Source organism: Pseudomonas sp. KH_021, from assembly GCF_057838865.1.
In genome coordinates, this window is record NZ_CM174477.1 from 4,927,629 (window position 1) to 4,939,444 (window position 11,816).

The 11,816-nt window shown below is 58.0% G+C and carries 13 protein-coding genes, 1 tRNA gene and 1 pseudogene; all 15 read right to left on the reverse strand.

Features of this window, described 5'->3' with window-relative positions; genetic code table 11:
• Positions 1-47: 47 nt before the first annotated feature.
• Positions 48-1,106, reverse strand: coding sequence for a quinolinate synthase NadA (nadA, locus tag AC3IX4_RS22725; protein WP_489257609.1), 1,059 nt, complete (start codon positions 1,104-1,106; stop codon positions 48-50).
• Positions 1,107-1,367: 261 nt separating this feature from the next.
• A tRNA-Lys gene (locus AC3IX4_RS22730) sits at positions 1,368-1,443 on the reverse strand.
• Between the two features lie 61 nt (positions 1,444-1,504).
• Positions 1,505-2,179, reverse strand: a complete 675-nt coding sequence (queC, locus tag AC3IX4_RS22735) for a 7-cyano-7-deazaguanine synthase QueC (protein WP_489257610.1) — start codon at positions 2,177-2,179, stop codon at positions 1,505-1,507.
• Positions 2,180-2,195: 16 nt separating this feature from the next.
• Positions 2,196-2,843 carry a 7-carboxy-7-deazaguanine synthase QueE gene (gene queE, locus AC3IX4_RS22740; RefSeq protein WP_489257611.1) on the reverse strand — a complete coding sequence of 216 codons (648 nt, stop codon included), beginning with the start codon at positions 2,841-2,843 and terminating at the stop codon, positions 2,196-2,198.
• Between the two features lie 163 nt (positions 2,844-3,006).
• A complete protein-coding gene (gene ybgF / locus AC3IX4_RS22745) occupies positions 3,007-3,837 on the reverse strand; it encodes a tol-pal system protein YbgF (protein WP_489257612.1) in 831 nt (276 codons plus the stop codon).
• 6 nt (positions 3,838-3,843) lie between these two features.
• Entirely contained in the window at positions 3,844-4,344 is a 501-nt protein-coding gene (gene pal / locus AC3IX4_RS22750) for a peptidoglycan-associated lipoprotein Pal (protein WP_489257613.1), read from the reverse strand.
• Between the two features lie 55 nt (positions 4,345-4,399).
• The gene (gene tolB, locus AC3IX4_RS22755) at positions 4,400-5,650 is read right to left on the reverse strand and encodes a Tol-Pal system beta propeller repeat protein TolB (RefSeq protein ID WP_489261342.1); all 1,251 of its coding nucleotides are present in this window, start codon (positions 5,648-5,650) and stop codon (positions 4,400-4,402) included.
• A 47-nt stretch (positions 5,651-5,697) separates the two neighbouring features.
• Positions 5,698-6,846, reverse strand: coding sequence for a cell envelope integrity protein TolA (gene tolA / locus AC3IX4_RS22760; RefSeq protein ID WP_489257614.1), 1,149 nt, complete (start codon positions 6,844-6,846; stop codon positions 5,698-5,700).
• Positions 6,846-7,298, reverse strand: coding sequence for a protein TolR (gene tolR, locus AC3IX4_RS22765; protein ID WP_489257615.1), 453 nt, complete (start codon positions 7,296-7,298; stop codon positions 6,846-6,848). The genes tolA and tolR overlap by 1 nt, the downstream gene beginning before the upstream one ends.
• Before the next feature lie 13 nt (positions 7,299-7,311).
• A complete protein-coding gene (gene tolQ, locus AC3IX4_RS22770; RefSeq protein ID WP_489257616.1) occupies positions 7,312-8,007 on the reverse strand; it encodes a protein TolQ in 696 nt (231 codons plus the stop codon).
• A pseudogene (ybgC, locus tag AC3IX4_RS22775) lies at positions 7,997-8,465 on the reverse strand (tol-pal system-associated acyl-CoA thioesterase). The gene tolQ and the pseudogene ybgC overlap by 11 nt, the downstream one beginning before the upstream one ends.
• Positions 8,466-8,604: 139 nt before the next feature.
• Entirely contained in the window at positions 8,605-9,660 is a 1,056-nt protein-coding gene (gene ruvB, locus AC3IX4_RS22780; RefSeq protein WP_489257617.1) for a Holliday junction branch migration DNA helicase RuvB, read from the reverse strand.
• Complete coding sequence (gene ruvA, locus AC3IX4_RS22785; protein ID WP_489257618.1) at positions 9,661-10,281, reverse strand: Holliday junction branch migration protein RuvA; 621 nt, start codon at positions 10,279-10,281, stop codon at positions 9,661-9,663.
• A gap of 120 nt (positions 10,282-10,401) precedes the next feature.
• Positions 10,402-10,926 carry a crossover junction endodeoxyribonuclease RuvC gene (ruvC, locus tag AC3IX4_RS22790; RefSeq protein ID WP_489257619.1) on the reverse strand — a complete coding sequence of 175 codons (525 nt, stop codon included), beginning with the start codon at positions 10,924-10,926 and terminating at the stop codon, positions 10,402-10,404.
• 120 nt (positions 10,927-11,046) lie between these two features.
• The gene (locus tag AC3IX4_RS22795; protein ID WP_489257620.1) at positions 11,047-11,793 is read right to left on the reverse strand and encodes a YebC/PmpR family DNA-binding transcriptional regulator; all 747 of its coding nucleotides are present in this window, start codon (positions 11,791-11,793) and stop codon (positions 11,047-11,049) included.
• Positions 11,794-11,816 lie beyond the last annotated feature (23 nt).

The following is an 11,816-nucleotide window of genomic DNA, read 5'->3' on the forward strand; positions in this document are numbered from 1 at the left end:
GGTTTATTCCAAGACCGCGACGCCCGCATCGCGACCAAGGTCAGCTCCTACGCGTTACCGGACAACTTCATGCGCGCCGCATGAGTGAAGTCGAGCATGCGGTTGAGCGGGCGAATGGCCTGGGGAATGATTGCCGGGTCGACGAAGATCTCGTTGCTACCCTCACGCAGGCACTGCAAGGTGCGCTCTAGCGTGTTCATGGCCATCCAGGGGCAATGTGCGCAACTACGGCACGCGGCGCCATTACCCGCCGTAGGGGCCTCGACAAACACCTTGTCCGGGCACAGCTGCTGCATCTTGTAGAAGATGCCGCGGTCGGTGGCGACGATAAAGGTCTTGTTCGGCAGCGTTTGCGCGGCAGCGATCAACTGACTGGTGGAACCCACGGCGTCGGCCAGATCGATAACCGATTCCGGCGACTCTGGGTGAACCAGGATCGCGGCATCCGGGTACAGGGCTTTCATGTCTTCCAGCTGGCGAGACTTGAACTCTTCGTGGACGATGCAGGCACTGTCCCACAAGAGCATGTCGGCACCGGTTTGCTTCTGGATATAACGCCCCAAGTGCTTGTCCGGCGCCCAGATGATTTTCTCGCCGTTATCCATCAGGCTTTCGACGATTTCCAGCGCGCAGCTGGAAGTCACGACCCAATCTGCTCTCGCCTTCACCGCTGCCGAGGTATTGGCATACACCACCACGGTACGATCGGGGTGCTGATCACAGAATGCCGAGAACTCATCGACCGGACAGCCCAGGTCCAGCGAGCAAGTCGCCTCCAGGGTCGGCATCAGAATCCGTTTTTCCGGGGTCAGGATTTTTGCGGTTTCGCCCATGAAGCGCACACCGGCCACCAACACTGTCTTGGCGGGGTGATTCTTGCCAAAACGGGCCATCTCCAGGGAGTCAGAGACGCACCCGCCGGTTTCCTCGGCCAGGGCCTGGATAACAGGGTCGCAATAGTAGTGAGCAACCAGCACCGCGTCCTGAGCCTTGAGCTCGTCGGCGATGGCGGAACGAAGATGAGCCTCTTGCTCTGGCGTCAGCGGCTTGGGCTGCTTGGCGTCGAGGTGGGCTTGTACCAGAAGGCGTTCGGAAATTTGCGTCATGTTCGCAAGACCTGCAAGCGCTAGTGCGCGAAAGTCGAGTATACCACCCGACTCTCGCAGAGCCGGTACGTGGCTGCAAGCGGGCACACAGCCCGCGAAAACGCCGAAGGCTACAGATAATTGGATGAATTCAAAAGATTTTTTTGACCATGGGTGAAACGCTCGAAAGAAACGAGAATCATTAGTTTCCTCCGAATGACAGGCAACAAAAAAGCCGCTTTCAAGCATTGAACTTGAAAGCGGCTTTTCTGATGAAGCATGTGGTGGGTCGTGTGGGATTCGAACCTACGACCAATTGGTTAAAAGCCAACTGCTCTACCAACTGAGCTAACGACCCGCTAAGTGAGGCGTATAATACTGATTTCTAACGGGAATTCAACACCTATCAGAAAAATATTTCAAAAATATCTCGTTGGGTCGCTGACACCCGCCGCGGCAAAGCCTTCGGCACGCAGACGGCAGCTGTCGCACTTGCCGCACGCACGGCCCAGATCGTCGGCCTGATAGCAGGAAACGGTGAGGCTATAGTCCACGCCACGGGCAATGCCCGCCTGGACGATAGCGGCCTTGCTGAGATTCTGCAGCGGGGCCTGGATACGGAATCCGTTACCCTCCACACCCGCCTTGGTCGCAAGATTGGCCATGCGCTCGAACGCTTCGACAAACTCGGGACGGCAATCCGGGTAGCCGGAGTAGTCCACGGCGTTCACGCCAATAAAAATATCCCGAGCGCCCAACACTTCTGCCCAGCCCAGGGCCAACGAAAGGAACACCGTGTTACGAGCCGGCACATAAGTGACCGGTATGCCTTCACTCGGCGCTTCAGGGACATCGATGGACGTATCGGTCAGGGCTGACCCACCAATGCCATCGAGGCTCAAGCCAATCACCTTATGCTCGACCACACCCAGGTCACGGGCGACACGAGCCGCTGCATCCAGCTCGGCGCGATGGCGTTGGCCGTAGTCAAAACTCATGGTGTAGCAGCTGTAGCCTTCGGCCTTGGCCATGGCAACCACCGTGGCTGAATCCAGGCCACCGGACAGCAGAATTACCGCGCGTTTTTCGCTCATTGCTTGCTCACTCCTCTCAGCGCCCCGGCTCATCATTCCACAGCAGTTTATGCAGCTGCATCTGCAACCGTACCGGCAGGTTATCGGCAACAATCCAGTCCGCCAGGTCGGTCGCCCGCATTTCATCCTTGCTTGGCGAGAACAAGACTTCGCCCGCCCGCTCATCCAACCGATATTCAATCAGCTTGGAGACAGCCCAGTCGTAATCTTCCCGAGAACAGATCACGAACTTGACCTGGTCATTGCGGGTCAGCAAACCGATATTTTCATAGCGATTGCGATGAGCTTCTTTGGAGCCGGGCGTCTTGAGATCAAGCACACGACTGACCCGCGTGTCGACAGCGGATATGTCCAGCGCACCGCTGGTCTCGACCGAAACCTCGTAACCGGCATCACACAGCTGCTTGAGCAACGGGATAGCATTGGGCTGGGCCAATGGCTCGCCGCCCGTCACACAGACGTAGCGTGGGCGAAAGCCAGCCACTTGCTCAAGAAGGGAGTCCAGGGTTCGGAGGGTGCCGCCACTGAAGGCATAGGCGCTGTCGCAGTACTGGCAGCGCAGAGGGCAGCCCGTCAGGCGAACAAACACAGTGGGCAGGCCAGCCGTGCGCGTTTCACCCTGCAACGAGTAAAAAACTTCGGTAATTCGTAATGTATCTTGCATAGTCGCCACGGGCGAGACAGCTAAACAGGCCGTCCGCCTCCGTCAGGCACCTTTCCAGACTCGACATCGCGCAGCCCGGAAAAGCGTATTTCAATAAAAGGGCCAAGATTCTAACGAAAAAACCCGCGGCAAGCGCGGGTTTCTTCAAATCAAGGCGTTTGGCTCAGAGCCGCTGCAGGTCTCGCTGCGCCAATTGCGCTGCTGAAGTACCAGGATACTGGCTCACGACCTGCTGCAAAATCCCCTTGACCTTGTCCATGTGCCCAAGCCGGCGCTCGACGTCGGCCAGCTTGTACAACGAATCAGGCACCTTGTTGTGCTTGGGATACAGCTGGCTGACCTTGGCAAAGGCCTGGCCTGCGCCTTGCAAATCACCCTTGGCGAGGTTTACTTCGCCCAACCAGTACTGGGCATTGCCCGCGTACTGGCTGTTGGGGTATTTGCGCAGGAAGGCGTTGAACGCCTGGCTGGCCTTGTCAAAGTCCTTGGCCTTGATCAGGTCGAAGGCAGCATCGTAATAGAGCTTTTCCTTCGCCGGATCGCCCGCTTCGCTGCCAGCAGGCGCTTGGCCGGCCGGCGCTACGGGAGTACCGGGGGCGTTGATATCGCCACCGGTAGAAGAATTCTCGGATGCCGCAGGTGCCGGGGCACTGCCACTTCCAATGCGCCGATCAAGGTCCTGATAACGTTCCAGGCTCTCTTGCTTGATGCGCGACACTTCGTTTTGCAGGACTTCGATCTTGTCCTGCTGGCGCTCGATCTGCTCCTGCATCTGCTGCAGTTGCAAGAACAGCTGCCCCTGCGACGAGGTCGGGGTCGAAACCCCTCCCCCGGCGTAGGCGCCGTTCGTACCGTAACCCGCAGGCGGATAACTACTGCCCCCACCGGCGTCATAGCCACCGGCATCGTTGTTATCAACCACAGGAACCTCAGCCCATGCCAACAAAGGCAGGGTGAGAGCCAAGACAGTTACAGCACGACGGCACGTTCGCATATCGAATTACTTACGCAATTCGACGCGACGGTTCTGAGCCCACGACTGCTCGTCGTTGCCGGTAGCAATTGCACGCTCTTCGCCGTAGGAAACCAGTTCCAGCTGAGCAGGCGAAACGCCTTGCAGTACCAGGTAGCGTTGAACGGCTTTCGCACGACGCTCGCCCAGAGCCATGTTGTACTCGCGAGTACCGCGCTCGTCGGTGTTGCCTTCCAGCACGACGCGAGCGCCGTTGCCTTTCAGATCCTTAGCGTGAACATCCAGAGCGCGCATGGCTTCTGGCTTCAAGTCCGAGCTATCGTATTCGAAGTAGAAGGTAGTGATTGCGCGCAGAGCAGCTTCTTCGCTCAGGCTGCCATCGACAGCGCCGGTGTTTGCACCGTAGCCAGCGTTAGGATCGACAGCAGCGCCTTCACCAGCGTTGTCGCCGCCCTTCGAGGAGCAACCTACAGCTACAGCCATGGCCAGAGCCAGCGCAGCAAACTTACCAAACTTCAGCATTTCCATCGTGAAACTCCTAATGAACCCCAATGTGTTAAGTAAAACGTACAACGTCGCCGCATCAGTTCAGGTAAGGGGACCAGGACGGTTCTCTGACTTCGCCTTGAGCGGTAGGAAGCGGGAGCCTCACTCGCCCATTGAGGGATACGAGCATCAAGACTCCCCGGCCCTGCTGGCGGGTGGCGTAGATTAGCATGGTGCCGTTGGGCGCAACAGTAGGCGACTCATCAAGACTGGTCTCTGTGAGGATCTTTACGCTTCCGCGTTGCAAATCTTGAGCTGCCACCTTGAAGTTGGTGAAGCCATCCTGACGATGAATCATGACAAGAGTCTTTTCATCAGCGGACAATTTAGGGTTGGCGTTGTAGTTACCGATAAAGGTAACGCGCTCGGCACCGCCACCACCCACGCTGGTTTTGTAGATCTGTGGCTTGCCGCCACGGTCGGAGGTGAAGTAGATGGTCGAACCATCCTTGCCCCAGAACGGTTCGGTATCAATGGCCGGGCTGCTGGTGACACGGGTCAATTGACGCGAGCCCAGGTTCATCACGTAGATTTCCGGGTTACCGTCCTTGGACAACACGAACGCCAGGCGATTGCCGTCCGGCGAGAATGCCGGGGCACCGTTGAGGCCCTCGAAGTTGGTGATCTGCTCACGGCGACCGGTATCGATATTTTGCAAGAAGATACGAGGACGCTTCTGCTCGAACGACACGTAGGCAATGCGCTTGCCATCCGGGGCAAAACGCGGAGACAGGATCGGTTCACGCGATTGCAGCAGCGTCACTGCACGAGCACCGTCGTAGTCCGAACGCTGCAAGGTGTAGCGCGTGTTGTTGGCAGCAAAGCGCTCAGCCGTCACGTACAGCATGCGAGTGGAGAATGCACCTTTGATGCCGGTCAGCTTTTCAAACGACTGGTCGGCAATGTAGTGAGACATATCGCGCAACTGGTCAGTACTGCCAGACACGCTGCCGGTCAGCACTTGCTGCTGGGTGGCTACGTTGAACAGGGCGTATTGCACCTGCAGGCGACCGCCGGCCGGAGTAATGCTGCCCACCATGACGTACTGGGCGCCCAGCGCCTGCCAGTCACGGAAGATGACTTCGCTGGCCTGGGTCGGCTGGCTGATCATGTTCTGTGGTGGAATCGGCGAGTAGTAACCCGAGTTGCGCAGGTCATTACCAATGATTTGGGCCATGTCTTCAGGCAGTACACTGCCGCCCTGCAAGCCGAATGGAACGACGGCGATAGGCGTGGCACGGTCGCTGCCACTGGTGACCAGGATGTTCTTTTCTTCTGCAACGACCATTCCCGCTGTGCAGCAGAGAACGACCAGCAGTCCTCGAAGAATGTTAATCACAAGGCTAGATCCTCAGGTGTGAATGTCATCTTGAATGAACGATAGGGATTGAACTCGCTCGGTTTCAGGCCCTGCATTTCTGTTAAACGACCAATGTTCTTGACCGCCGCGACCGCCGAATTGTCAAACGGCGCATCGCCACTGGAGCGTGCAACGCTCACGTTGGTGATGGTGCCATCGGGCAACATGCCGATTTGCAACACAACCGTCATGTTCTTGCGCGCAGAAGGAGGACGCGCCCAACCTTCGGCAGCACGAGCACGAATCAGATCGTCGAAGTCGCCCGCTACCTGGTCACCACGCTCATCGGCCAGGGCCTGTTGACGTTCGGTGGTATCAGACAGCAATTCGGCCAGCGCCTGGGCTTTCTTGTCCTCGGCAGCCTTGCGTGCAGCGTCTGTTGCCTTTTTCTTGGCAGCATCGGCAGCCGCTTTCTTCTTCGCATCCTCAGCGGCTTTTTTCTTCGCCTCCTCGGCAGCAGCCGTTTTCTTGGTGTCTTCGGCAGCCTTCTTCTTGGCGTCCTCAGCGGCCTTTTTCTTGGCCTCTTCGGCAGCCTTCTTCTTGGCGTCCTCAGCGGCCTTTTTCTTGGCCTCTTCGGCAGCCTGCTTCTTGGCGTCCTCTTCAGCCTCCTTCTTGGCTTCTTCCTCGGCCTTTTTCTTGGCTATATCGGCCAGTTTTTTCTCTTCGGCCTTTTTAGCAGAATCGGCTTTCTTGGCCTCATCAGCCTTTTTAGCCTCATCGGCTTTCTTGGCTTCGTCTGCCTTCGCCGCCTCGGCTTTTTTCGCCTCGTCAGCTTTTTTGGCTTCTTCGGCTTTTTGAGCTGTTTCTTCTTTCTTTTGTTCCGCAGCCTTCACCGCTTCCTGCTTTTGCTGCTCGACCTTTTTCTGCTCCATCTGCTCGACTTCAGTCTGGCGCGACGCGGTTTTCTTCGCTTCCCCGGCAATCTTCTGATTGGTCTGGGTGGTGGCCTGACTTTTCGATTTCAGCTGGTACAGCGTTGCCTGGACGATAGGCCTGGACGGCGGCAACTCCGGCGTCATGGCAAAACTGACGAACAGCATGCCAAACACCAGTATGTGCAGCGCGATGGCCCAGACGCTGGGCCAGAAATAGCTTTCCGAGGCGGATTGCTCTCGCTGTTGCATCAGGGCGCCTCGGTAATCAAGCCAACATTGCCGACACCCGCCTTCTGCAACCCGCCCATCGCGCCCATGACCGCGCCGTAATCGACGGACTTGTCACCGCGAATGAACACCTGGGTCTGCTTGCCCTGGTCGCGTCCGGCAGCAATGATCTTGGTGACCGCATTGGTCATCTGCGGCAACGTCATGGCTTTATCCATCTGTTTTTCGGTATCGACTTCGCTGCCCAGGTTCCAGAAGTAGGTCTTGTCGGCCTTGATGGAGATGGTCAGGATCTGGACGTTGTTGTCCTGCGGCAAGGCTTCGCTGGAAACCTTGGGCAGATCAACCTTCACGCCCTGGTTGAGCATCGGTGCGGTCACCATGAAAATGACCAGCAGTACCAACATCACGTCGATGTATGGCACCACGTTCATTTCGGCGACCGGCTTGCGTTTGTGGCGAACTCGAGCCATTGGGTCTACCTGCTCACTCTTCGCTGGTGTGCACTTTACGGTGCAGGATGGCTTGGAACTCATCGGCGAACGTGTAGTAACGGCCGATCAGTATTTCGCTGCGGGCAGCGAAGCGGTTGTAGGCGATGACCGCAGGAATGGCGGCAAACAAGCCGATTGCGGTGGCGATCAGGGCCTCGGCAATACCCGGGGCCACAGTGGCCAAGGTCGCCTGCTGAGCAGATGCCAGGCCGCGGAAGGAGTTCATGATCCCCCAGACGGTACCGAACAGGCCGATATAAGGGCTGGTGGAGCCCACGGTGGCCAGGAACGGCAGGCTTTGCTCGAGCTTTTCTTCCTCACGGGAGATGGCCACGCGCATTGCACGCCCCACACCTTCCATGACGGCATCCGGGTCTACACCCGACTGCTGGCGAAGACGGGAAAACTCCTTGAAGCCGGCACGGAATACCTGCTCGACACCGGAGTCCGGGTCAGGGTTGCTGCCCGCCTGGCGGTACAGCTTGGACAGGTCGATACCCGACCAGAAGCGCTCCTCGAAGCTTTCCAGGGCACGACGACCGGCGCGCAGCATGGTGCTGCGCTGAAAAATCATGATCCATGAGGTTACCGATGCTGCTACCAGAATCAGCATTACCAGCTGTACAACGACGCTGGCATTGCTGACCAGGCTCCACATGGAGGTATGGTCGACGACGTTAGCTTCCACGCTTAATCTCCTGCTCTTTGGTGTGTACCCGGGCTGCTCGCGTCGGCGAAGGCCGCACGCAAGTCGGGGGGAATGGCCCGGGGTTTCAAATTATCGGCGCGCACACAGGCCACCAGGAACTGCCCTTCGCAGAGCAGCGTTGCATCCGCAGCCCGCCTGACCTGCTGATGAAATCTCAGGCTGGCGCGGTTCAATTCCATTACGTCGGCAGTCACCAGCAATTCGTCGTCCAGCCGCGCCGGCACGTGGTAACGGGCCTCGCTGGAATGCACGACGAACAACATGTTCTCGCCCACCAGTTGCGACTGGGCAAAGCCCAATTCGCGCAACCGTTCGGTACGGGCACGCTCCATGAATTTAAGGTAATTGACGTAATACACGATGCCGCCCGCATCGGTGTCCTCGTAATAAACGCGACAGCGATGTGCGAACGACTGAACCCCATTTTGCGCGCGCATACTCTAGTGCTTACTCCTCAGGTTGCCAATCCGCCCAGGCAACTGTTTTTCATGGTTTGTGCAGCTTTCCCCCTTGGTCTTGCCCACACCCGTCGGTAGGACCATGAAAACAGCAAAAAAATCAGTACCTAACGATGATTCACTCTTCAATCCGACCAGTGCCCGCTTCGGTCACTGGCATTTCACCCAGCCGACTGGGGATGTTCAGGCCAAAATGCAGGTAAGCGTGCCGGGTCACCACTCGACCCCGGGGCGTGCGCATGATGTAGCCCTGCTGAATGAGATAAGGTTCAAGCACATCCTCGATGGTATGACGCTCTTCGCTGATCGCCGCCGCCAGGTTATCGACCCCCACCGGGCCGCCATCGAACTTCTCGATCATGGTCAACAACAGGCGCCGATCCTGATGATCGAAGCCACGTTCATCGACGTCTAGCAGGTTCAGGGCCAAATCGGCGACCGGACGGGTAATCTCGCCCTTGCCGCGCACCTCGGCGTAATCGCGAACCCGACGCAGCAAGCGGTTAGCGATCCGTGGCGTGCCGCGTGCACGGCGAGCAATCTCGAACGCGCCAGCATCTTCGATTGGCAAACCAAGAATGCCGCCGGAGCGACTGACGATGGTGGTCAGGTCTTCGGTGTTGTAGAACTCCAGGCGCTGGACAATGCCGAAGCGGTCTCGCAATGGATTGGTCAGCATGCCGGCACGGGTGGTCGCCCCCACCAGCGTGAAAGGCGGCAAGTCCAGCTTGATGGATCGCGCAGCCGGACCCTCGCCAATCATGATGTCGAGCTGGAAGTCTTCCATGGCCGGGTACAGCACTTCCTCGACGATCGGCGAAAGCCGGTGGATCTCGTCGATAAAGAGCACATCGTGGGGTTCAAGATTGGTCAACAAAGCGGCCAGGTCGCCCGGGCGCTCCAGCACGGGGCCGGACGTGCTCTTGATCGAGACACCCATTTCCTGGGCGATGATATTGGCCAGCGTGGTCTTGCCAAGCCCCGGCGGGCCGAAGATCAGGGTGTGATCCAGCGCCTCGTTGCGGGCACGGGCCGCCTGAATGAACAGCTCCATCTGCTCTCGCACCACCGGCTGGCCAATATAGTCAGCGAGGCGATAAGGGCGGATGGCGCGATCCTGCACTTCTTCACGGTCACGCCCGGAGGCGGCAATCAGTCGGTCAGCTTCGATCACTTAAATCATTCCTTTCAGCGCGCGACGGATCAGCTCTTCGCTGCTCAGGCCCTTGGCATCGATGGCGGCGATGGCCCGGCTGGCTTCCTGGGGTTTGTAACCCAGCGAAATCAAGGCACTGACCGCATCGTTCTCCGGCGTGGCCACAGGCATTGTCGGCCGGCTTCCATTAGGCGAATCACTCGGTACCAGCGCAAACATGCTCGGCACCGTCTCCCAGGCCTTGAACCGGTCCTTGAGCTCGACCAACAGTCGCTCGGCGGTTTTCTTGCCAACACCCGGCACCTTGACCAACGCCGAAGCGTCCTGGGCACTGACGGCGCGCACCAACTCATCGACTTCAAAGCCTGACATCAATGCCAGTGCCAGTTTGGGGCCAACGCCATTGAGACGGATCAGCTCGCGGAAGAACTCACGCTCGCGCTTTTCATAAAAGCCGTAGAGTAACTGAGCGTCTTCGCGCACGACCAAATGCGTGTGCAAGGTGACAGCTTCACCGACCGACGGCAAACGGTACAAGGTGGTCATGGGCACTTCCAGCTCATAACCCAGGCCATTGACATCAAGAATCAGGTGCGGCGGCTGTTTTTCAGCCAGGGTGCCGCGCAGGCGTCCAATCACGTTCAAATCCTTTCTTTGAAGCCACCCGCATGGGTGCTCCACTGAAACCAGCAGGCGTGCCCACAATAATTGCAGTTGCAGGGCACCCCGCAAGATTAAATGTATGAGTCATTGATGCAGTCAGAGCCGCAAGCGACCACTGCGCCTGCGCGCGGTGCTCAAGCCATGGGGGATCAGGCTGGATCGGGTATGTGCATGACACAAGGCAATCGCCAGGGCATCGGACGCATCGATTTGCGGTTTCTGGACCAACTTGAGCAGGTGCATGACCATCATTTGCACTTGCTCCTTACTGGCGCCACCTGTCCCCACGACCGACTGCTTCACCTGGGTTGCAGAATATTCGGCTATTTCAAGGCTTTCTTCGGCTGCAGCAACGATAGCCGCACCGCGAGCTTGCCCAAGCTTGAGTGCCGAATCAGGGTTGCGAGCCATAAATACGCGCTCGATACCCATGGTGACCGGCCCATAGGTCTGGATCACTTCGCGCACCCCACGATAAACGATCTGTAAACGCTCATGCAGCAGGCCGCTGCCGGTACGAATACAGCCGGAAGCGACGTACTCACAGCCGCGCCCGGTATCGCGTACCACGCCATAGCCGGTGATTCGCGAACCGGGGTCGATACCAAGAATAAGGGTCATAGGGTCTGCAATGAAAATCAGGCACCTGTCGGTGCCAGCATAAAGACAGAAGCCGCAGCGACGCAACGTGACAAGCAGGTTGCAGCCGCTACGGCTTTTTGTGTGTTGCGCTTGAAACGATCAGCCCAGTTTTTCCATGACTTCGTCTGGAATTTCGGCATTGGAATAGACGTTCTGCACGTCATCCAGGTCTTCAAGCATGTCGATCAGCTTGAGCACCTTTTCAGCGCCCTCAAGATCGAGTTCGGCACTGGTGGTCGGACGCATGATGATCTCAGCATCAGAAGCCTTGAAACCTGCGGCTTCCAAGGCGCTGCGCACCGCATAGAAACCGGCGAATGAGGTGTACACCTCAAAGGAGCCATCTTCGTTGCTGACCACATCATCGGCATCCGCCTCCATGGCCGCTTCCATCAATGCGTCTTCGTCCACGCCTGCGGCAAACGAGATCTGCCCCTTGCGTTCGAACAGATAGGCGACCGAGCCGTCAGTACCCAGGTTTCCGCCGCACTTGCTGAACGCATGGCGCACAGCAGCCGCCGTCCGATTGCGGTTGTCGGTCATGGCCTCAACCATGATCGCCACGCCGCCCGGGCCGTAACCTTCGTAACTGAGCTCTTCGACGTTGTCGGCTTCAGTGGCACCAGCACCTCGCGCAACGGCGCGATCGATGATGTCACGGCTCATGTTGGCGCCCAGCGCCTTGTCCAGCGCCAAGCGCAGACGTGGGTTGGACCCAGGATCACCGCCACCTTGCTTGGCGGCTACGGTGAGCTCACGAATCCACTTGGTGAAAATCTTGCCTCTTTTGGCATCCTGACGCTCTTTGCGGTGCTTGATGTTCGCCCACTTAGAATGACCTGCCATAACTCGCTCCGAATTCTTTTTTG

Excerpts from the sequence above, each read along its gene's own strand:
- pal (WP_489257613.1), bottom strand. The coding sequence starts at position 4,344 with ATGGAAATGCTGAAGTTTGGTAAGTTTGCTGCGCTGGCTCTGGCCATG.
- tolB (WP_489261342.1), bottom strand. The coding sequence starts at position 5,650 with ATGGTCGTTGCAGAAGAAAAGAACATCCTGGTCACCAGTGGCAGCGAC.
- tolR (WP_489257615.1), bottom strand. The coding sequence starts at position 7,298 with ATGGCTCGAGTTCGCCACAAACGCAAGCCGGTCGCCGAAATGAACGTG.
- tolA (WP_489257614.1), bottom strand. The coding sequence starts at position 6,846 with ATGCAACAGCGAGAGCAATCCGCCTCGGAAAGCTATTTCTGGCCCAGC.
- AC3IX4_RS22795 (WP_489257620.1), bottom strand. The coding sequence starts at position 11,793 with ATGGCAGGTCATTCTAAGTGGGCGAACATCAAGCACCGCAAAGAGCGT.
- nadA (WP_489257609.1), bottom strand. The coding sequence starts at position 1,106 with ATGACGCAAATTTCCGAACGCCTTCTGGTACAAGCCCACCTCGACGCC.
- ruvC (WP_489257619.1), bottom strand. The coding sequence starts at position 10,926 with ATGACCCTTATTCTTGGTATCGACCCCGGTTCGCGAATCACCGGCTAT.
- queC (WP_489257610.1), bottom strand. The coding sequence starts at position 2,179 with ATGAGCGAAAAACGCGCGGTAATTCTGCTGTCCGGTGGCCTGGATTCA.
- ybgF (WP_489257612.1), bottom strand. The coding sequence starts at position 3,837 with ATGCGAACGTGCCGTCGTGCTGTAACTGTCTTGGCTCTCACCCTGCCT.
- queE (WP_489257611.1), bottom strand. The coding sequence starts at position 2,843 with ATGCAAGATACATTACGAATTACCGAAGTTTTTTACTCGTTGCAGGGT.